Here is a 20188-nt window from a genome sequence, read left to right as displayed (position 1 = left end):
GGGGGGGGGGGCGCGCGCCGCCGGGGGGGGGGGGGGGCCGGGCCCCCCCCCCCCACGGCCGGGCTCCGGTACGTCTCACGCCAAAAGCTATTCACTCTCAAGTGAGAGCTGCTATCGTTTAGCTATGGCCGTCAAAAATCGCTGGTTGGCGCTGGTCGGCCTGACGATCAGCGTCCTCGTCATCGGATTCGATACGACGATCCTGAACGTCGCCCTGCCCACCCTGGCCGCCGACACCGGCGCCTCCGCGGGCGAGCTGCAGTGGATCATCGACTCGTACGCCGTCGTCTACGCGGCGGCCATGCTCCCCGCGGGATTCCTCGGCGACCGCTTCGGCCGGCGCAAGCTGCTGATCGTCGGACTGGTGATCTTCCTCGGCGGCTCCATCATCGGCACCCTCGTCGACACCCCGGGCGCGCTCATCGGAGCCCGTACGGTCATGGGTCTCGGCGCCGCGCTGATCATGCCGCTGACGCTGTCCCTCATCCCGACCCTCTTCAAGGGCGAGGAGCAGACCAAGGCCATCGCGATCATCACCGTGGGCCTGTCGATCGGCCTGCCGCTCGGCCCCCTGATCAGCGGCTGGCTCCTCGACCACTTCTGGTGGGGCTCGGTCTTCGTCATCAACATCCCGCTGGTCGCCATCGGCATCCTGGCCACCGTCCTGCTGATCCCCGAGACCAAGGACCCGGCCGCCCCCAAGGTCGACATCATCAGCACGGTCCTGGGCATCCTCGGCCTCGGCGCCCTCGTCTACGGCGTCATCGAAGCCCCCGCCGAGGGCTGGGGCGACCCGGTCATCCTGGCCACCATCACCGGCGGCGCGCTGATGCTCGTCGGGCTCGTCCTGCGCGAGAAGCGCCAGCCCCGCCCGATGGTCGACCTGGAACTGCTGCGGAACCCGACCTTCGGCTGGAACACGATCTTCCTCATCCTCGGCATGTTCGTGTTCATGGGCCTGCTGTTCGTCCTCCCGCAGTACCTCCAGGTCATCCAGGGCAACGACGCCTTCGGCACCGGTCTGCGCCTGATGCCGCTGATGGCCGGCATGATCGTCGTCGCCAAGATCGTGCCGCCGCTGTCCCTGAGGTTCGGCACCCGGCCGCAGGTGATCGCCGGCCTGCTCATCATGGCCGGGGCGATGTTCATGGGCAGCGCCACCGACGCGAACACCGGCTACGGCTACGCCGTGGTGTGGATGATCCTCGTCGGCCTGGGCACCAGCCTGGTGATGGTGCCGGCCCTGGACACCGCCCTGGGCGTCCTGCCCAAGGGCAAGGAAGGCACCGGCAGCGGCCTGAGCACCACCTTGCGCCAGGTCGGCGGCGCCATCGGCATCGCCCTGCTGGGCAGCGTCCTCAACGCGGTGTTCACCAGCAAGGTCGACACCTCCGGCGTGCCGGCGGAGGCGGCCGAGACCGCCGAGGAGTCCGTGGTCGCCGCACAGGCGGTCGCCGCGCAGCTGGACGTACCGCAGCTCGCGCAGTCCGCCGAATCCGCCTTCGTCAGCGGCATGAGCGTCGTACTCCTGATCTGCGGCATCGCCGGCGTCCTCGCCGCGATCCTCGCCGTCTTCAAACTGCCGCACAGCAAGGAGACCAGAACCGCGGACCGGCCCGGCGACAAGACCGGCGACCAGAGCGCGCAGACCGGAGGCAAGCCCGAAGGAGAGGCGGCAGAGCGGCCGTTGACCGACGCGCTGTCCGACACGGCGGAAGGCACCGGGAAATGAACCAGGGGCCCTCGGCGGCGGCCGACTCGGCGATGCCGGCGATCGCCGGCGCAGAAGCCGGCCTCGGCCTGCGCGAGCGCAAGAAGCTGCGCACCCGCCAGGCGATCCGCGCGGCAGCCCGCCGCCTGATCGACGAGCGCGGCTACGACAGCACGACGATCGAGCAGATCGCCGCGGCCGCCGAGGTCTCGCCGAGCACCGTCTTCCGCTACTTCCCCAGCAAAGAGCACATCGTCCTGACCGACGACTACGCCAACTTCACCATGGCCTTCCTGCGCGAACGTCTCGCGGACGAGCCGCCGCTGACCGCCCTGCGCGGGGTGCTGACCGAGATGGTCCGCGGCTTCGCCGGAGACCTCAGCGAGGACTACCGCTGGCGCCGCCGGCTCGTCCGCCGCGTGCCCGCGGTACGGGCCCTGGTGGGCGAGTCGCAGGACAGATGGATCGACACGGTGAGCGAGGTGCTGGCCGAACGGGCGGGCGTGCCCGCGGACAACCTCGAACTCCGCGTCCTGGTCGGCGCCGTGACCGGCGCCCTCCATCAGGTGCTGTGGGGAGACCGCAGCGAGGACACCGACCTGGTGGCGATGATCGAACGAGCCCTGGTGGTACTGGAGCACCCCGACTCCCTCGGGTATCCGGGCACCACCGGATAAGACGTCGCGTGACGTTTCCCCCGGCGACACGCGACAGGGCCTCCCGGCACTCGGCACCGAGTGCCGGGAGGCCCCATTTCCGCCCGAGGACCCGCTGGTCAGCACCGCGGACCCGGCCCCGCACCGCCCCGGGCCCCGGCCCGGTACGGCCGGTGCGGCGGGCCCGGTCCGTACGGCCGTACAGGGATCGGGAGTTGACGCGGCTCGGGCCCGGATGTCACGCTCTTCGCAGAGGCTTCATGTCCTGAGACGAACATCCGTATCCCGCCGGAGCACCCGGCCCGGGGATACGGATTTTTTGTTCGTTCCGGCAGGGGAAGCGACCCCCACCACGGCTGCGCCGCCGCCACCGGCACCCCGCAGCGCTCCCGCCCCCTGCCACCCACCCCCAGCCGCAACCTCCCGGCCCCCGAGCCTCCTTGGGCCCTCAAGCCTGGATGATTGCTAGTTGGCAATCTTGATGCATAAGTTGGTTGACATTCTTGGTTTCGGACAATCCGGAAGGGATTTCGCGATGAGGGTTCTCGTTGTGGTCGCACCGGTGACCGCCCACCTGTTCCCCAACGTGCCGCTGGCGCAGGCGATACAGAGCGCCGGGCACGAGGTGAGGGTGGCCAGCAACACGTCGATGACCGAGTGGATCAGCGGAGCCGGCCTGACCGCGGTCGGTATCGGGGACGACGCGCCGGGCCCGCCGAACGTGTCGGCGCAGGACCTGGAGCGGTTCACCGAAGCGCTCGGATACGAGCCCGGGTCGCAGTTCGCCCGGGTCTGGCAGGCGACCGGCTTCTACACCATGGGCAGCTGCACCCGCCTGCACCCCGACGCGGACGGGCGGGCGGTGCTCGCCGACAACCTGGTGGCCTTCGCCCGCTCCTGGCAGCCGGACCTGGTGATCTGGGACCAGGCCAGCCCGATCGGCGCGGTCGCGGCCCGCGAGGCGGGCGCGGCGTCCGCCCGCTTCCTGTGGGGCCCGGACTACTTCGGCTGGACCCACGGCCGGTTCGCCGAGCGGATCGCCGCCGGCGAGGTGCAGACCAACCTGCTCGCCGAGATCCTGGCCCCGATCTTCGGCCGGTTCGGCTACGACTACGCGCCCGAGCTCCTCCTCGGCGACTTCACCCTGGACCCGATCCCGATGCAGCTGCCCCGCCCCGCCGAGCACCAGACGGTGCCGGTCCGCTGGGTGCCCTACACCGGGGCGTTCCCGGTCCCGGAGTGGCTGGCCGAGCCGCCGTCCCGGCCCCGGGTGTGCCTGTCGATGGGGGTGACGGCCCGGACGTTCTTCGCCGGCCGCGACGAGCGGGTCGCCGCCGTCCTGGACGCGGTGGCCGACATGGACGTCGAGGTGGTGGCCACCGTCAATGCCGACCAGCTCGGCGGCGAGAAGGTCCCCGACAACGTGCGCCTGGTCGACTTCCTGCCCCTCACCCAGGTCATCCCGACCTGCTCGGCGGTCATCCACCACGGCGGCTACGGCACGGCGTTCGCCGCGGCCGCGCACCGGGTGCCGCAGCTGACCGTGATGGAGGAGTGGGGCAGCGCCCTGTGCGTCACCCCCTACCTGGAGTCCCGGGGCGCGGGCGTCACCCTGCACGCGGACGGCCTGACCGCGCAGAAGGTCCACGAGGGGCTGTCGCGGCTGCTGAGCGAGCCCTCCTTCCAGCGCGGCGCCGCCGCCGTCCACGCCGACCTGACCGGCGCCCCCGGCCCGACGGAGATCGTGCCGGTCCTGGAGCGGCTGACCGCGCAGTACCACACCCGGGACTGACCGGGCGTGGACGTCGTTGCCACCCCCGTGCCCGGCGCGTTCGTGTTCACCCCGCAGGCGATCACCGACGAGCGGGGGGCGTTCTTCGAAGCGCTGCGCTGCGACCAGGTCGAAGCGGCCACCGGGCAGCCGTTCCGGCCCGAGCAGATCAACTACTCGGTGTCCCGCCGCAACACGCTGCGGGGCATCCACTCGGTGGCCGTCCCCCCGGGACAGGCCAAGTACGTCACGTGCGTGCGCGGCGCGCTGCGCGACATCGTCGTCGACCTGCGGGTGGGCTCGCCCGCCTTCGGCGCGTACCAGGTGACGCACCTCGATGCCGCCTCCGGGCGGAGCGTGTACGTGCCGGAGGGGGCCGGGCACGGATTCCTGGCCCTCACCGACGACGCCTGCATCTGCTACGTGGTCTCCACGCGGTACGTGCCGGGCACCCAGATCGACATCAACCCACTCGACCCCGACCTGGCGCTCCCGTGGGGCTTCACCGAGCCACCGCTGATGTCCGAGAAGGACGCCGTGGCGCCGGGGACGGGTGAGGCGCTCGCCGCGGGGCTGCTCGCCCCCTGGCGGGACGCCGGGCGGGCGGGCAGCACCCACGGCAGGCACTGACCGGATGGAAATGAGGCACGCAGACATGCACGCACAACAGACCCGACAGACGCAGAAGCTGCAGACGCAGCAGGAGGGCCGGCAGCAGCTGCTGCTGGAGATGGTCCGCAAGTACCACCGGGAGGAGGCGGCCGAGGAGAAGGCGTTCGTGCCCGGGGTCACGGAGATCTGGCCGTCCGGTGCCGTGCTCGACGAGGACGACCGGGTGGCGCTGGTCGAGGCCGCGCTGGACATGCGTATCGCCGCCGGCCCCAGCTCCCGCAGGTTCGAGTCCCGGTTCGCCCGCAAGCTCAAGCGGCGCAAGGCGCACCTGACCAACTCGGGGTCCTCGGCCAACCTGCTGGCGCTGTCCGCGCTGACCTCCCCGGCGCTTCAGGAGCAGCGGCTGCGGCCGGGGGACGAGGTGATCACGGTGGCGGCCGGCTTCCCGACCACCGTCAACCCGATCCTGCAGAACAACCTGGTGCCGGTCTTCGTGGATGTGGAGCTGGGCACCTACAACACCACCGTCGAGCGGGTCGAGGCGGCCATCGGCCCCCGCACCCGGGCGATCATGATCGCGCACGCGCTGGGCAACCCGTTCCCGGCCGGGCAGATCGCCGACCTCGCCACCGAGCGCGACCTGCTGTTCGTGGAGGACAACTGCGACGCGGTCGGCTCACCGCTGGACGGGCGCCTGACGGGCACCTTCGGGGACCTGAGCACGGTGAGCTTCTATCCCGCGCACCATCTGACGATGGGCGAGGGCGGCTGCGTACTGACCTCGAACCTGGCCCTGGCCCGCATCGTGGAGTCGATGCGCGACTGGGGGCGGGACTGCTGGTGCGAGCCGGGCGAGAACAACAAGTGCCTCAAGCGGTTCTCATACCAGATGGGCTCGCTGCCCGAGGGCTACGACCACAAGTACATCTTCTCCCACGTCGGCTACAACCTGAAGGCGACCGACCTGCAGGGCGCGCTGGGGCTGACCCAGCTGGCGAAGCTGGACGAGTTCGGCGACGCGCGGCGCCGCAACTGGCGGCGGCTGCGCGAGGGCCTGGACGGCACCCGGGGCCTGATCCTGCCCGAGGCGACCGAGGGCAGCGACCCCAGCTGGTTCGGGTTCGTCATCACGGTGGACCCCGGCGCCCGCTTCACCCGCGGCGAGCTGGTCGAGTACCTCGAAGACCGCAAGATCGGCACCAGGCTGCTGTTCGCGGGCAACCTGACCCGGCACCCGGCCTACCTCGACCAGCCGCACCGGTTGGCCGGCGAACTCGCCAACAGCGACATCATCACCGGCCACACCTTCTGGGTCGGCGTCTACCCCGGGCTCACCGAGGAGATGCTCGACTACGTGGTCGCCTCGATCAAGGAGTTCGTGGCCGCCCGCGGCTGACCGGCACCGCCACCAGGCCCTACCGCGCCGGCCCCCGCCACCAGGCCCCCGCCACCAGGCTCCGCAGCGCCGGCCGACGGCGCCGCCCCGCCGACCCCCGCCGACCCCGCTGGTCCCGCCGGGCACCGTCGCCTGTCCACGACCCGCACCCGGTTAGGGAGTGTCCTTCCCATGTCCCCGAACACGCTGCTGCGCCCCCGCGCCGACGTCGAGCTGCCCGGCAGGCTGGCCGACTCGCTGACCACCACCGAGGGCGCGATGCTGCCCACCGGCGACTTCGCCGCCTGGATGGACCAGATGCGCGGCGCCCACGCCTTCCGCGTCGACCGCATCCCCTTCGACGCGCTCGACCGCTGGTCCTTCCACCCCGACACCGGCAACGTGGTCCACGACAGCGGCCGCTTCTTCACCGTCGAGGGCCTGCACGTCACCACCGAGGCCGGGCCGCACCGCCAGTGGCACCAGCCCATCATCAAACAGGCCGAGGTGGGCATCCTCGGCATCCTGGTCAAGGAGTTCGACGGGGTCCTGCACTGCCTGATGCAGGCCAAGATGGAACCGGGCAACCCCAACCTGCTGCAGCTGTCCCCGACGGTGCAGGCCACCCGCAGCAACTACACCCGCGTCCACGAAGGCGCCCCCGTGCGCTACCTGGACCACTTCGTCAAGCCGGGCCGACGTCCTGCAGTCCGAACACGGCGCCTGGTTCCACCGCAAGAACAACCGCAACATGATCGTCGAAGCCGACGGGGACATCGAGGACCACCCGGACTTTAGCTGGCTGACCCTCGGCCAGATCGGCGAACTCCTCCACCTGGACAACGTGGTCAACATGGACGCCCGCACCGTCCTGGCCTGCGCCCCCATCGGGGCCGTCGACCGCGAGGGGGCCCGCGACCCGTTCGTGGCCGCGCTGGCCCGCTCCCGGCAGGCCGGCGCACTGCACTCCGACGTCGACCTGCTGTCCTGGTTCACGGCCGAACGCGCCCGCCAGAGCGTACGGGCCGAACGGGTCCCGCTGGCCGCCCTGCCCGGCTGGGTCAAGGGCACCCACACCATCGACCGCCCCGACGGCCGGTTCTTCCGGGTCACCGCCGTCTCCGTCGAGGCCGGCAGCCGCGAGGTCAGCCGCTGGACCCAGCCCCTGATCGAACCGCGCGGCCTGGGCGTCACCGCGTTCGTCACCCGCCGTATCGACGGCGTCCTGCACGTCCTCATGCGGGCCAGGGCCGAGGCCGGCTTTTTGGGCGCACTGGAACTGGGCCCCACCGTGCAGTGCGTCCCCGCCAACCACGACGACCTGCCGCCCGAGGACCGCCCCGCCTACCTCGGCCTGGCCCTGGACCCCGCCCCCGGCACCGTCCGCTACGAGGCGGTGCACTCCGAGGAAGGCGGCCGCTTCCTCAACGCCGTCAGCCGCTACATGATCCTCGAACCCGCCCCCGAACAGGCCCCCCTCGACGCACCGCCCGGCTTCTGCTGGGCCACCGTGGGCCAGCTCACCTCCCTGGTACGCCACAGCAACTACGTCAACGTCCAGGCCCGCAGCCTGCTGGCCTGCCTGAACGGAATGCTGGCGAGGGCCCGGTGACCGCCCGTCAGCCGCCGGCGGTACGGATCGGCGTGCTCGGCCTGGCCGACATCGCACTGCGCCGGATACTGCCGGCGATCGCCGCCCGCCCCGGCCTCCGCCTCACGGCCCTGGCCAGCCGCGACGCGGCCAAGGCCGCCGCCCAGGCCCGTACCCACGGATGCTCCGCCGCCGCCGGCTACGCCGAACTCCTCGACCGCGACGACGTCGACGCCGTGTACGTGCCGCTGCCCACCGCCCTGCACGCCCCGTGGGTGGCGGCCGCCCTGCACGCGGGCAAACACGTGCTCGCGGAAAAACCCCTGACCACCCACGCCGCCGCCACCGAACAGCTCCTCGACCAGGCCGCCGCACGCGGCCTGGTGCTGATGGAGAACGTGATGTTCGTCCACCACGCCCAGCACGCCGAGGTACGGCGCCTGCTGGCCGACGGCGCCATCGGCGAACCCCGGTCCCTGCACGCCACCTTCGCCGTCCCGCAACTGCCCGACGACAACATCCGCTACCGCCGGGAACTCGGCGGCGGCGCCCTGGGGGACGTCGGCGTCTACCCCCTGCGCGCCGCCCTGCACTTCCTCGGCCCCGGCCTGCGGGTGGCCGGCGCCGTCCTGACCGCGGGACCCGCCCGCCGGGTCGACACCTCCGGCGCCGCCCTGCTGACCACCCCCGCCGGGGTGAGCGCCCAGCTCACCTTCGGCCTGGAACACGCCTACCGGTCGGCCTACGAGATCCGGGGGAGCACCGGCCGCATCACCGTGGCCCCCGCCTTCACCCCGCCCGCCGACCACACCCCCGTCCTGCGGCTGACCCGCGGAGCGGCCACGCAGGAACTCCGCCTGGCCCCCGACGACCAGGTCGCCAACACCCTCGACGCCTTCGCCCGGGCCGTACGGGCCGGAACCCACCACGACCCCGACTGCCTGCGCCAGGCCCGGCTGCTGGACGACATACGCGCCGCCGCGGGCGATCCCGCCCCGGCCCGCGCCGCCGGGCACCCGCGGACCGCCGCCCGGTCCCGGCCGGCCCCGCAGCACACCCCCTGACAGCCGGACGACCCCCGCCGAAGCGGCGGGAAACCGGCGACAGCGGCGGGCCCGCAACACGACGCGAGGCGCCGCCGCGGGCCGCCCACAGCGAAAAGGAGAGTCCCAAGTGAAGGCATTGGTGCTGGCAGGAGGCGCGGGGACCCGGCTGCGGCCGATCACCCACACCTCCGCCAAGCAACTGGTCCCGGTGGCGAACAAACCCGTCCTCTTCTACGGGCTGGAGTCGATCGCCGAGGCCGGGATCACCGACGTCGGCATCGTCGTGGGCGACACCGCCCGCGAGATCCGCCAGGCCGTCGGCGACGGCTCGGCATTCGGCCTGAACATCACCTACCTGCCCCAGGAGGCCCCGCTCGGCCTGGCGCACGCGGTGCTGATCGCCCGCGAGTACCTCGGCGACGACGACTTCGTCATGTACCTCGGCGACAACTTCCTCATCGGCGGCATCACCGACCTGGTCGAACCGTTCCGGGTGGAGCGCCCCGCCGCCCAGATCATGCTGACGAAGGTCTCCGACCCTCGGGCCTTCGGCGTGGCGGAACTGGGCATGGAGGGCCGCCTCGTCGGCCTGGAGGAGAAGCCCGCCGAGCCCAGGAGCGACCTGGCGCTGATCGGGATCTACCTGTTCACCCCCGCGGTCCACGACGTCGTCGCGGACCTCAAACCCTCCGGCCGGGGCGAACTGGAGATCACCCACGCCATCTCCGGACTCCTCGACGCCGGCCACCGGGTGGCCACGACGATCACCGAGGGCTACTGGAAGGACACCGGCAGCGTCGCCGACATGCTGCAGGTCAACCAACTCGTCCTGGAGCAGATGGACCCCGGTGTCCAGGGCGACGTGGTCGACTCCGAACTGATCGGCCGGGTCGCGGTGGCCCCCGGCGCGGTCGTCCGCGCCTCACGCATCGTCGGCCCGGCCGTCATCGGCCCCGGCACCGTGGTGGAGGACTCCTACCTGGGACCCTTCACCTCGGTCGCCGAGGACTGCCAGATCACCGACAGCGAGGTGGAGTACTCCGTCGTCCTGCGCGGCGCCGCGATCCGCGGAGTACGCCGCATCGAGGCATCCCTCATCGGCCACGAGGTGGAGGTGACCCCGGCGCCGCGCACCCCCCGGGCGCACCGCCTGGTCCTCGGCGACCACAGCAAGGTGCAGATATGCGCGTACTCGTGACCGGCGCGGCCGGCTTCATCGGCTCGGCCTACGCACGCGAACTCCTCACCGGCGCCTACCCGGCCTGGCGGGACGCCCGGGTGACCGTCCTGGACGCCCTCACCTACGCCGGCAACAAGGCCAACCTCGCCCCGGTCGAGGACCGCCTGGCCTTCGTGCACGGCGACATCGGCGACGCCGCCCTGCTCCAGCGCCTCGTCCCCGGCCACGACGTGGTCGTCAACTTCGCCGCCGAGTCCCACGTGGACCGCTCCATCGCCGGGGCCGCCGACTTCGTACGCACCAACGTCCTGGGCGTGCAGACCCTCTTCGACGCCTGCCTCAAAGCCGGCGTCGAACGCGTCGTCCACGTCTCCACCGACGAGGTCTACGGCTCCATCGACACCGGCTCCTGGGACGAGCACGCCCCCCTGGCCCCCAACTCCCCCTACGCCGCCGCCAAGGCCGGCGCCGACCTGCTCGCCCGCGCCTACCACGTCACCCACGGCCTGCCCGTCGTCATCACCCGCTGCGGCAACAACTACGGCCCCTACCAGTACCCGGAGAAGGTCATCCCGCTCTTCGTGACCCGGCTGCTCACCGGCGGCACCGTGCCGCTCTACGGCGACGGCCGCAACGTACGGGACTGGATCCACGTCACCGACCACTGCCGCGGCATCCAGATCGCCGCCGAACGGGGCACGCCCGGCGAGGTCTACCACATCGCCGGCACCTGCGAGCTGACCAACCTCCAGCTCACCGAACGCCTCCTGGCCGCCTGCGAGGCGACCTGGGACAGGGTGGAGCGGGTCCCCGACCGCCTCGGCCACGACCGGCGCTACTCCCTGGACGACACCAAACTGCGCGCCCTGGGCTACACGCCCCGGGTCTCCTTCGCACAGGGACTGGCCGACACCGTCCGCTGGTACGCGAAGAACACCGCCTGGTGGCAGCAGCCGGCCCCGAAGGAGCGCGCCCATGCCCACTGACCCCACCGACCCCGCCGGGGCGCCGCGGCCGGCCGTCGCGGTCCTGGGGGCCACCGGCTCCATCGGCCGGCAGGTGGCCTCGGCGTTCGAGACGAGCGGCTACCGCGTCCTGGCGGTGGCCCGCCGCCGCCCGCCGGCCGCCGCCGGGCGCACCTGCACCGCCCTGGACCTCGCGGCGGCCCCCGCGGCGCGGATCGCCGAGGTCCTCGCGGCGGCCGGCGCCCGGATCGTGGTCAACGCCACCGGAGGCTGGCTCGCCTCCGCCGAGGACAACCGGCAGGCCCACACCCGCCTCGTCGGCCACCTGCTGGACGCCGCCCGACTGCTGCCCGCACCCCCGCGGTTCGTGCAGATCGGCTCCATCCACGAATACGGCCCCGTACCCGAGGGCACCGACATCGACGAGGCGCGTCCGCCCCGCCCCCGGACCCCCTACGGCCGCTCGAAGCTCGCCGGCTCGAACGCCGTGCTCCAGGCGAGCCGGGCCGGTCACGTGCAGGGCGTCGTCCTGCGCGCGGTCAACGTCTACGGCCCGGGCGCGGCGGCCGGCAGCTTCCTCGGCTCCGTCGTACGCAGGCTGCGCGCACGGGAGCCCGGCGGCCGGCTGCGCCTTCAGGTCAACGGCGACCGGCGGGACTACGTCGACGTACGGGACCTGGCCGACGCCGTCGTACGGGCGGCCGAGTCCCCGCTCGCCGGCCGGAGCGTCAACATCGGGCGCGGCGAGGCCCTGGGCATGCGCCGGCTGCTGACCCTGCTGGTCGCCGAGGCCGGCCTGGACGCCGGCGTACTGGAGCTGACCGACCAGCCGGTGGCCTCCCACGGCGCAGGCTGGACCCGCGCGGACATCCGCCTCGCCGACCGGCTCCTGGCCTGGCGGCCGAAGACCTCCGTCGGGCAGTCGCTGCGCGACATGTGGCAGCACACCGCCGACACCTGACACCCCCGGCCCGCCGCCTGCCGGGCCGCGGCCCGGGGGAGCGGGGGCGGGGGTCAGGGCGCGGTGGCGGTGATGGCCGCGGAGTCGACCTTCAGCAGCAGCGCCCGCAGGTCGTCCTCGCCGCCGGGGCCGAGCAGCGCCGTCATGTCGGCGGCCAGTTGGCGTACGGCCGTGGCGATGACGGCGCGCGCCTCGCGGCCGGGCGCGGTCACCTCCAGCGCGTAGCGGCGCCTGTCGTGCGGGTCCTGGCCGCGGTGCACCAGCTGCTGCTTGACCAGGTCGTCCACGAGCTGCGAGGCGGCCGGCCCGGTGATGGCCAGGGACTCGGCGAGCTGCTGCTGGGAGCACGGCCCCAGGGCGGCGAGCGCGGACAGGGGCCGGTAGAAGCGCAGGCGCAGTCCGGTGCCCGCGAGCTTGTCGTCCCCCTGCCGGCGCAGCCTGAGGTCGGCCTGGGCGACGAGGTTCTCGCTGCCGCGCACCAGCGGCCGCGCCGAGGCGGGCAGCAGCAGGGCGAGCAGCTCGTTGAGGCGGGCGGTCTCCTTGCGGGTGAGCGCGGAGGTCAGCAGCGCGTCGCGTTCGGCGACGGCCAGCCGCTGGTCCTCCAGGGCGGCCCGGCCCCGCTCGGTGAGGGAGAGCACGTACTGGCGCCGGTTCCCCGGGTCGCGGGTGCGCTGGACCTCGCCGCGGTCCTCCAGCCGGTCGATGACCTGGACCATGATGGTCCGGTTGATGCCCAGGCGTTCGGCGAGGTCGATCTGCGAGGCCCAGTCCTGGCCGCCGAGGGCGTCGAGGACGAGGAAGTCCCGGGAGGCGGTCTCGGCGCAGTCGGACACCAGGGAGAACTTCGCGCGGACCCGGCGCAGAAGGAAGAAGAGCTCACCGGGAAGCGGCTCCGAGAGCACCCCGGCGGGCCCGTCGGACCCTACCGGGGCCACCGCCGGGTCGACCCGGCCGGCCGGTTCGTGGACTTCACTGCGTGCACGCCGCAAGACAGCACCTCCTGCCCGAGTATAGATCCGCCTGCCCCGCCTCCCCCCGGGCACACCGCGCCCGGGGGAGCAGGCCACCGGATGCCCCCGCGGCCGCCGGGCCCCGGCGTGAAGCTCCGCTTGGGGGCCCGGCCGCGGGGTGCGGCGGCGTGCGGCGGGTCAGTGGGTCTTGCTGTGGGTGTTCCAGATGTCGAGGTCGTCGTATGCGATGCGCCATTCGCTCTCGTAGGCGGTGCGCATGGGCGGGGGCATGTTGCCGAGGAACTGGTTGAGCTGGTCGGAGTTCATGCCGTCGAGCAGCCACGGCAGGTAGGTGGGGATGTCGTCGGTGTGGCGGCCGCTTTGCTCCTTGCCGAACGCCGCCCACTGCTCGTTGGTCAAGGTGGTGTCCATGAGGGTGAGGGCTTCGCGCTCCTCGTGCAGGAGGTGGTTGCGCAGGAGCGTGTTGAGGGTGTCGGTCAGGCCGGTGAGGCGCTCGAGTCCGCCTTCGCGGTCGGCCAGGGCGGCGTCGATGTCGACGAGGAGGGGGTCGATGACGGCGTGCTCGCTCTCCATCGCGTCCAGGAGGGCGAGGTCGTCGGGGCGGTCGGCGAGGGCCTGCTGCATGACCGGCCACAGGGTGAGGTCTTCGGAGGTGTGGTGGATGGTGAGGTTGTTCTTGAACAGCTCCCAGCCCACCGCGCAGCTCAGTACGTGACGGGGATCCTCGTCGACACGGGCGGTGATACGCGCGATCCGCTCCAGCTCACGCCGCAGCGCGTTGTGGATGGTGAACATCATCGTCATGTCGTGGTTCTTGAACTCCTGGCCCATCGTCCTCTCCCTCACTGCCTGACCACCCCGCACACCGCCATGCCGCGGTGCCGCGGTGGCCGCTCGACCAATCATCAATAAGCTTATGCATCAAGATGAGCAACCAGCAATCCGCTTCCGGGCCCGAGCTCGCCGGACGGCCGGGGGACCGGGTGCCGGGCGGGCACGGGGGCCGCGTCGCGGCGGCGGGTGCCCGCCCGGCGCCCGGGCGGGTCAGGCGCCCGGCTTGCCGGCCCCGGCGCCGGCGGGGGTCAGCGGGCCGGTCGGCTTGCCGCCGGACTTCAAGAAGCGCTCCAGGGTGAAGTTGTCGACGATGCCCCAGCGTTCGGCGATCCGGTCGCCCTCGAAGCGGAACCAGATGATCGCCTGGTGCTGCACATGCAGGCCGGTCGGCGGGACGCCGATGAACGGGCCGGTGTGCTTGCCGTGCATCACCCAGCGGATCGCCGCCCGGTCGCCCATCGAGATGAAGTCGAGTATCTCGTAGCGGATGTCGCTGAACGCGGACTGCTGGATCCTGATGGTGTGCTTGAACGCCTCCGGACCCCGCATGGAGTCGTCGTGGCTGCCGTGGTTGCGGAAGTCCGCGGTCAGGTAGCGGTCGGCGGCCGAGAGGTCGCCGAGGTCCAGGCCCTCGTGGAAGACCTTCTCGATGACGTCGCGCTGCTGCTCGGCCGTGAGGGTGGTGGGCATCGCCCTGGCCTGGCCCTCGAACGAGATCGCCGTCATGGGCGCCGAAGGCGCCGCCAACATCATCTTCCGCCGCGAAATCAACGCCTCCGCCGACCCCGCCGCAAGATCAAGGAATACCGCACCGAACTCATGCACCCCTACTACGCCGCCGAACGCGGCCTGGTCGACGACGTGATCGACCCCGCCGACACACGCACCGCACCGATCCGCGCCCTCACCATGCTCCGCGGCAAACACGCCGACACACCCTGCCGCAAACACGGCAACCCGCCCCCAGCGACAGCCGAGGAGAACCATGAGCACGACACCACTGATCCGCATCGAACGAGGCAACCCCACCACAGAGGACCTGGCCGCACTCAGCACCGCCCTGCTGACCCACCGCCGCACCACCGCAACGACACCCCCCACCCCCCGCCCACTACCGGCCCCCTGGCACCGCACCGCACACACCCACACCCGCAACCCGCGCGCCCACCCCGCCACCCCACCGAACCCGCGGACCAGCACATGACCCGACCCCGCCGAACACACCCCGCCGACCAACCACCGGACACCACACCACCACCCCCCACCACCCCGCCGACCGCACACACCACACCCCCCGTACTACTGGCCGGCGACGAAGACGAAGACACCGACTGGCACATCATCCGCGGCATCGACTAACCCCAGCCCCCAGCCACCAGCCGCCCCCGGCCGCCCGCAGCGGATCCGCACACCGACGAAGACCAGAACCCAGCCGACCAGGCACCTGCACCCGTCGGAGTGACCCGAACGCGAGCCTCCCCGAACCCTCCCGCCCCGTCAGCTAGGCAAGCGACAAGCCACGCGCACACGCACCTGCCCACTTCTTCGCGGGAGACGGCCCTTGAAGAACACCACCCCGGACACGGCCACCAGGTGAAACACCCCCGCCCCGGATACCTCGCAGCCGCAGCCGTCTTCACCGCAGGCATGCTCGGCACCACCCTGCCGACCCCCCTCTACGGCCTCTACCGACAGCAGATCGGCTTCTCCGAACTCACCGTCACCGTGGTCTTCGCCGTCTACGCCGCAGGCGTCATCGCCGCCCTGCTCCTGGCCGGCAACCTCTCCGACACCCTCGGCCGACGCCCCATCCTGCTGAGCGCCACCGCACTAGGCGCAGCCAGCGCCCTGTTCTTCATCTTCGAACAAGGCCTGCCCCAACTCTTCACCGGCCGAATCCTCTCCGGCTTCTCCGCCGGCCTGTTCAGCGGCACCGCCACCGCCACCGTCCTGGACCTGGCACCACCCGGACGCCGCGCCCGCGCCGCCTTCGCAGCCACCGCCGCCAACATGGGCGGCCTCGGCCTCGGCGCTCTCCTCTCCGGCATCCTGGCCCAGTACGCGCCCTGGCCGCTGAAGCTGCCGTTCCTCGTGCACCTGGCCCTCCTCGCAGCCGCCGCCGCGGTCACCTGGATGCTTCCGGAAACCGTGCACCGCACCCGTCCCCGGCCCTCCCTGCGACCTCAAGGCATGACGATCCCCCCTGCCGTCCGCGCAGTGTTCGTGCCCTGTGCCCTGGCGGCTTTCGCCGGGTTCTCCGTGCTGGGGTTGTTCACCGCCGTCGCTCCAGACTTCATGGCAACGGTGCTGGACGTGCACAACCTCGCAGTCGCCGGCGCCGTCGTCTTCTCCGTCTTCTGCGCCTCCACCGCAGGCCAGCTACTCATGGGCAGCATCAGCCCGGCCAAAGCCCTGCCCCTGGGCTGTGCGGTGCTGGTCCTGGGCCTCCTGCTCATCGGAGCCTCACTCCTGGAGGAGTCGCTGCCGATCCTCATCCTCGGCGCCGTGACCGGCGGCGTGGGCCAGGGCCTGTCCTTCCGCGCAGGCCTGACCATGATCGGCACGGCGGCCCCAGAACTACAGCGCAGCGCCACACTCTCCGCATTCTTCGTCTTCGCCTACGTAGGTATCTCGCTACCCGTCGTCGGAGTCGGCGCCCTCACACAGGAACTCGGAGTACGCGACGCCGGCCTGGTATTCGCCGGCTGCGTGATCCTGCTCGTCACCGCAGTGACCACCTACCTGAAACTCCGACCACCCACGACCTGACCCACCCACAGCACCGACACGCCGCACCACATCACCGAACACGCCCCCCACCTGCCCCATCCTTCCCAAGGACACCCCACCCAGCAGCAACGTCCCAGGAAGACCGGGAGGCCACCATGCCCACCCAGAGCGTGACCCTCCACACCGCCGGCACCCACCTCAACGGCGACCTCACCCTCCCCGACGACGCCACCGGCCTCGTACTGTTCGCCCACGGCAGCGGCAGCTCCCGACACAGCCCCCGCAACCAAGCCGTCGCCACCCACCTCAACGACCGCGGCTTCGCCACCCTGCTCCTCGACCTCCTCACACCCGCCGAAGACCAGACCGACGCAATCACCCGCCGGCACCGATTCGACATCCCCCTACTGGCCCACCGCCTCACCGGCGCAGCCCACTGGCTCACAGCCCGCACCACCGACCTGCCCCTCGGCCTCTTCGGCGCCAGCACCGGCGCCGCCGCAGCCCTCATCACCGCAGCCGAAAGCCCCGAACTCATCAAAGCCGTAGTCTCCCGCGGCGGCCGCCCCGACCTCGCCACCGACGCCCTCCCCGACGTACGCGCCCCCGTACTCCTACTCGTCGGCGGCCACGACGACACCGTGATCAAACTCAACGAACAAGCCGCACAACAACTCACCGCACCCCACGAACTCCACGTGATCCCAGGCGCCACACACCTCTTCCCAGAACCAGGCGCCCTCGAAGAAGTCGCCACCGCAGCAGCAAACTGGTTCACCCACATGACCCACCCCCACTGACCCCGCACACGACGAAGACCAGCACCGGGGAAAGCGGGGGAGGACCGGTGCGCTCATGCTCCCCTCGGTTCGTGAATCAGCACCCCGACCGCGCAGGGCTGGACCAAATCCAACCCTGACCAGCAAGACAACTACCTCCCGAGGCGCAACGCTCAGTCACCAGACCTCATGGGCAGCCGGCGGGCGGACCATCAGATCGCAGCAAGGACCGCACCTCATCGGGGGCCAGTGGCCCGGGATCACGAACAGGCCGACCGACCTCGGCTGACCAATGCGGGCGGACGCGTCCCACGAAGTCTGTGAAGTCGCTCCGCAGATACCGTGAGTCGGACGGCTTCAGCCGGATCTGCTGACGACTGTCGGCCCACCAGACCTCGAAATCCGCAACCGCGCCTTCCACCGGCCAGCCATCGCTCCGCTCCGGCAGCAGCAGGACGTCGACGAAGCCTCCGACACTCAGACCGATGTCCACGAAGATCCCGATCGCACCGGGCCGGGGAACCTGCACGACGATGCCCTCGAAAACCTGCCCGAAGCGCAGGCCCCTCCGAATCCGAGCCCACTCGGCATCTGACACCACGAGCGCATCTTCGCACCCCTGTCCGAAACGAAAGCAGCTGCACCAGGGCGGAGCGGGCCTCGTCACCCACGTCGACCGCCCCGCCCGTTGAAAGTCCGGACCCGCACTCCACCCTTCGGCGGATGCACAGACCTCTGCGGCCCTACGGCGACCGCCGGCCGCGCCGTGTGACGACCGCGAAGCCGACGGGTGAATGATGTGAAGTCGCATGTGAAGATGGAGAGCCGGGTGCCAAGCAGAGCGGAAGGCAGCACACCGTGGACTTCGACGCCGTAGACGCCCTCCTGGCCTCGGTCACAGCCGACACCCCCCTGCCACCGCCGACGGAACGCAAGCGGCTACGCCGCGCCGCACGCCTCACCCAGGCCCAGGTCGCCGGCGCCGTCGGCGTGAGCAGAGAGACCGTCAGCGCCTGGGAGAGCGGACGCTGGGAGCCCGCCGGCGACGCCCGCACCAAGTACCGACGCCTACTGGACGGCCTGCAGCCCACACACAACACCCCCAGCACCCGAACGCCCCCCGCACCAACCCAGCCCGACAGCACCGCGCACGACGACCCCCACCCTCCGCCCACCACAGCACCCTGCGTGCTGTGCGGGCAGCCGGCCACCGAGGAAGTAGAAGGCTTCGTCCAACACCTCGACCCCGCCGAATGCGCCGCAGCAACCCCGACCCCCACAGCGACAGCCCCCCAGACCACCCCGCCAACCGTTACACGCACACGACCGACCACCCCCGCCCCGCAACAAAGGTTCATCACCGACAAGGTCCACACCGCACTCACCGCACACGGCGGCGACACCGAGGCAGCCACCGCAGAACTCCTCCGCCGGGCAATCGCCGACGCCATGGAACTGCTCGACCAATGCCGCACCGGCGGCCGCTACGACGTCATCGGCCACCCCCCGCTCCCCGACATCCTGAAAAAGAAGACCGCCCGGGGCGCCGACGACATCTGGGAGGCACGCCCCCGCTGGACCCGCCCCCACCTACCACCGGGCATTCACGACATCACCGCTCTCGATATCAACGGCGCCTATCTCTCCGCCCTCAAAACACACCTTCCCCTCGGCGCCCTCGAACGCTCCACCGGCAACGTCCACTCCACCCGCCGCGCCGGCATCCACCTCATCACCCCACCCGCCTGGGACCACGACACCGACCTTCCCCACCCTCTCGGCGCCCGCGACGAACCCGGACCGCTCTGGGTTACCGAACCCACGCTCCGCCTGCTCCAACGTCTGGCGACTGCAAAGTACGGACCACTGTGCGAACCACCGGTAATTCATGAGTCGTTCACCTCGGGAGCAACAGAGAACCTCTTCGAAAAGTTCCGCCAGATCCTCCGGGACGCTCGCGAAGAAGCCATCACGAACGACGACGAAGTGACCCTCGAATACGTCAAATCGATGTATTCTAAGTTCGTGTCCACCATGGGAGAGTCCAACTACAACCGGGAGTTGTACCGCCCGGACTGGATGCACATCATCCGCTCCCAGGCATTCGTGAACCTGTGGCTGAAAGCACACAAGGCCCACATGGCTGGACTCACAGTGATCCGGGTAATGGGCACCGACGAGCTGCACATCGCCGGAGACTGGAGAAAGGTATTCACCGAAGGCCGCGGCGTGTCACAGGTCAAGGTGAAGGACACCTACGCGGCCGACGACGGGGGCGCAGGGTAAATGCCGGGCAGGACAGACGACTTCGGAAAGTACGGCGCCCAGGGCGAGCACGGCGGCCAGGCCACTGCGCGCGTCCTGGACTCCCTGGTCGACGGCATCACCTCACCCATCACCACGCGACGGGGACTCACCGCACGGGTGCGCTACCTGACTCGCTCCGAAGCCGGACGGCAAGCGATGCGAGAAGCCGGAATCACCGTCAAGGACAGGACCATCAAAGCCTGGCTGAGCGGCAAGCAGCGGCCCAGCAAAGCGAATCTGAAAAAAATCGATGCCGCGTACTGGGCGTATCGCCGACGAAACGTTGCACGGTATCTGCTGAGGCGGCTGAACGGCGGTGGGGGGACCAGAGTGGAAATCCATCCCCTTGATCAGAGCCGTGTCGCACGCCCGCACCAACGCATTCTGGAATACCGGTCGTTGAACATTCGGAACTGGGACGCCATCGTGGCTGCATGGGCCGACAGAGACCACGGGGCTCTTGAAGCTGCATGGATTGACAAAATGGTTGATCTTGGTTCCCAATGGGGGAAGTACGAGTATGTGAGTTCGGTAGGGTTTGCCGCTTAATGTGGAGTTTCAGGGGCAGGCAACGAGTGGACTGCATAATTTGCTGAAGCAATCGTTGCGGCACGAAAAGAACGCCGGCGCTCCTTTGCAGTTGGCCTGGGCGCGCGGAGCGCGCCTGCAACTCAGGCCGCGGAGCGGCCTGAGTCTTCC

18 protein-coding genes and 2 pseudogenes are annotated in these 20188 nt (G+C 70.9%); 16 read left to right on the top strand and 4 right to left on the bottom strand.

All coding sequences use genetic code 11. From position 1 onward, the window contains the following. Positions 1-124 precede the first annotated feature (124 nt). From LG396_RS38360 to LG396_RS38315, 10 genes and pseudogenes are all read left to right on the top strand, one after another. Positions 125-1732, top strand: a complete 1608-nt coding sequence (locus LG396_RS38360) for an MFS transporter (protein ID WP_225798252.1) — start codon at positions 125-127, stop codon at positions 1730-1732. Next, entirely contained in the window at positions 1729-2388 is a 660-nt protein-coding gene (locus LG396_RS38355; RefSeq protein ID WP_225798251.1) for a TetR/AcrR family transcriptional regulator, read from the top strand. Before LG396_RS38360 ends, LG396_RS38355 begins: the two co-directional genes overlap by 4 nt. A gap of 514 nt (positions 2389-2902) precedes the next feature. Beyond that, positions 2903-4159: a nucleotide disphospho-sugar-binding domain-containing protein gene (locus LG396_RS38350; protein WP_225798250.1), complete on the top strand. Its 1257-nt coding sequence runs from the start codon at positions 2903-2905 to the stop codon at positions 4157-4159. A 6-nt stretch (positions 4160-4165) separates the two neighbouring features. After that, entirely contained in the window at positions 4166-4768 is a 603-nt protein-coding gene (locus tag LG396_RS38345; RefSeq protein WP_225798249.1) for a dTDP-4-dehydrorhamnose 3,5-epimerase family protein, read from the top strand. Between the two features lie 25 nt (positions 4769-4793). After that, on the top strand, positions 4794-6146 hold the full coding sequence (rfbH, locus tag LG396_RS38340) for a lipopolysaccharide biosynthesis protein RfbH (RefSeq protein ID WP_225798248.1): 1353 nt from the start codon (positions 4794-4796) through the stop codon (positions 6144-6146). Positions 6147-6317: 171 nt separating this feature from the next. After that, positions 6318-7737: pseudogene (locus LG396_RS38335) on the top strand (NDP-hexose 2,3-dehydratase family protein). After that, positions 7734-8780 (top strand): Gfo/Idh/MocA family protein, encoded by a 1047-nt coding sequence (locus tag LG396_RS38330; RefSeq protein WP_225798247.1) that lies wholly within the window; start codon positions 7734-7736, stop codon positions 8778-8780. The pseudogene LG396_RS38335 and the gene LG396_RS38330 overlap by 4 nt, the downstream one beginning before the upstream one ends. Before the next feature lie 109 nt (positions 8781-8889). Continuing rightward, the gene (locus LG396_RS38325; RefSeq protein ID WP_225798246.1) at positions 8890-9960 is read left to right on the top strand and encodes a glucose-1-phosphate thymidylyltransferase; all 1071 of its coding nucleotides are present in this window, start codon (positions 8890-8892) and stop codon (positions 9958-9960) included. Next, positions 9945-10928 carry a dTDP-glucose 4,6-dehydratase gene (gene rfbB / locus LG396_RS38320; RefSeq protein WP_225798245.1) on the top strand — a complete coding sequence of 328 codons (984 nt, stop codon included), beginning with the start codon at positions 9945-9947 and terminating at the stop codon, positions 10926-10928. The genes LG396_RS38325 and rfbB overlap by 16 nt, the downstream gene beginning before the upstream one ends. Beyond that, positions 10918-11868, top strand: coding sequence for an NAD-dependent epimerase/dehydratase family protein (locus LG396_RS38315; protein ID WP_225798244.1), 951 nt, complete (start codon positions 10918-10920; stop codon positions 11866-11868). Before rfbB ends, LG396_RS38315 begins: the two co-directional genes overlap by 11 nt. Positions 11869-11921: 53 nt before the next feature. Here the strand turns inward: LG396_RS38315 and LG396_RS38310 are convergent, their stop codons facing one another. From LG396_RS38310 to LG396_RS38300, 3 genes are all read right to left on the bottom strand, one after another. Next, the gene (locus tag LG396_RS38310) at positions 11922-12857 is read right to left on the bottom strand and encodes a MarR family transcriptional regulator (RefSeq protein WP_018854620.1); all 936 of its coding nucleotides are present in this window, start codon (positions 12855-12857) and stop codon (positions 11922-11924) included. A 159-nt stretch (positions 12858-13016) separates the two neighbouring features. After that, positions 13017-13670: a hemerythrin domain-containing protein gene (locus tag LG396_RS38305; protein ID WP_225798243.1), complete on the bottom strand. Its 654-nt coding sequence runs from the start codon at positions 13668-13670 to the stop codon at positions 13017-13019. A 213-nt stretch (positions 13671-13883) separates the two neighbouring features. Further along, positions 13884-14399, bottom strand: a complete 516-nt coding sequence (locus LG396_RS38300; protein ID WP_225798242.1) for an ester cyclase — start codon at positions 14397-14399, stop codon at positions 13884-13886. Between LG396_RS38300 and LG396_RS38295 the strand changes: the two are divergent. From LG396_RS38295 to LG396_RS38280, 4 genes and pseudogenes are all read left to right on the top strand, one after another. Beyond that, positions 14362-14636 (top strand): annotated as a pseudogene (locus tag LG396_RS38295) (carboxyl transferase domain-containing protein); the annotation flags it as partial. The gene LG396_RS38300 and the pseudogene LG396_RS38295 sit on opposite strands and share 38 nt — an antisense overlap. A 22-nt stretch (positions 14637-14658) precedes the next feature. Further along, positions 14659-14877, top strand: a complete 219-nt coding sequence (locus LG396_RS38290) for an acyl-CoA carboxylase subunit epsilon (protein WP_225798241.1) — start codon at positions 14659-14661, stop codon at positions 14875-14877. Between the two features lie 443 nt (positions 14878-15320). Next, entirely contained in the window at positions 15321-16442 is a 1122-nt protein-coding gene (locus LG396_RS38285; protein ID WP_225798253.1) for an MFS transporter, read from the top strand. 116 nt (positions 16443-16558) lie between these two features. After that, positions 16559-17203: a dienelactone hydrolase family protein gene (locus LG396_RS38280; protein ID WP_225798240.1), complete on the top strand. Its 645-nt coding sequence runs from the start codon at positions 16559-16561 to the stop codon at positions 17201-17203. Positions 17204-17369: 166 nt separating this feature from the next. Here the strand turns inward: LG396_RS38280 and LG396_RS38275 are convergent, their stop codons facing one another. After that, positions 17370-17780 (bottom strand): RNA methyltransferase, encoded by a 411-nt coding sequence (locus LG396_RS38275; RefSeq protein WP_225798239.1) that lies wholly within the window; start codon positions 17778-17780, stop codon positions 17370-17372. 260 nt (positions 17781-18040) lie between these two features. Here LG396_RS38275 and LG396_RS38270 point away from each other — a divergent pair, with 260 nt between their 5' ends. Both LG396_RS38270 and LG396_RS38265 read left to right on the top strand, forming a co-directional pair. After that, a complete protein-coding gene (locus LG396_RS38270) occupies positions 18041-19468 on the top strand; it encodes a helix-turn-helix transcriptional regulator (RefSeq protein ID WP_225798238.1) in 1428 nt (475 codons plus the stop codon). Continuing rightward, positions 19469-20038: a transcriptional regulator gene (locus LG396_RS38265; protein ID WP_225798237.1), complete on the top strand. Its 570-nt coding sequence runs from the start codon at positions 19469-19471 to the stop codon at positions 20036-20038. The last annotated feature ends 150 nt before the right edge of the window (positions 20039-20188 follow it).

The organism is Streptomyces aculeolatus, from assembly GCF_020400605.1.
GTDB lineage: Bacteria > Actinomycetota > Actinomycetes > Streptomycetales > Streptomycetaceae > Streptomyces > Streptomyces aculeolatus.
The sequence above is the reverse complement of the archived record's forward strand: the minus strand, read 5'-3'. Positions and strand labels throughout refer to the sequence as shown.

Coding starts and splice junctions, on each gene's coding strand:
- LG396_RS38360 (WP_225798252.1), top strand. CDS start 125: ATGGCCGTCAAAAATCGCTGGTTGGCGCTGGTCGGCCTGACGATCAGC.
- LG396_RS38355 (WP_225798251.1), top strand. CDS start 1,729: ATGAACCAGGGGCCCTCGGCGGCGGCCGACTCGGCGATGCCGGCGATC.
- LG396_RS38350 (WP_225798250.1), top strand. CDS start 2,903: ATGAGGGTTCTCGTTGTGGTCGCACCGGTGACCGCCCACCTGTTCCCC.
- rfbH (WP_225798248.1), top strand. CDS start 4,794: ATGCACGCACAACAGACCCGACAGACGCAGAAGCTGCAGACGCAGCAG.
- rfbB (WP_225798245.1), top strand. CDS start 9,945: ATGCGCGTACTCGTGACCGGCGCGGCCGGCTTCATCGGCTCGGCCTAC.
- LG396_RS38315 (WP_225798244.1), top strand. CDS start 10,918: ATGCCCACTGACCCCACCGACCCCGCCGGGGCGCCGCGGCCGGCCGTC.
- LG396_RS38305 (WP_225798243.1), bottom strand. CDS start 13,670: ATGGGCCAGGAGTTCAAGAACCACGACATGACGATGATGTTCACCATC.
- LG396_RS38300 (WP_225798242.1), bottom strand. CDS start 14,399: ATGACGGCGATCTCGTTCGAGGGCCAGGCCAGGGCGATGCCCACCACC.
- LG396_RS38290 (WP_225798241.1), top strand. CDS start 14,659: ATGAGCACGACACCACTGATCCGCATCGAACGAGGCAACCCCACCACA.
- LG396_RS38285 (WP_225798253.1), top strand. CDS start 15,321: ATGCTCGGCACCACCCTGCCGACCCCCCTCTACGGCCTCTACCGACAG.
- LG396_RS38280 (WP_225798240.1), top strand. CDS start 16,559: ATGCCCACCCAGAGCGTGACCCTCCACACCGCCGGCACCCACCTCAAC.
- LG396_RS38265 (WP_225798237.1), top strand. CDS start 19,469: ATGCCGGGCAGGACAGACGACTTCGGAAAGTACGGCGCCCAGGGCGAG.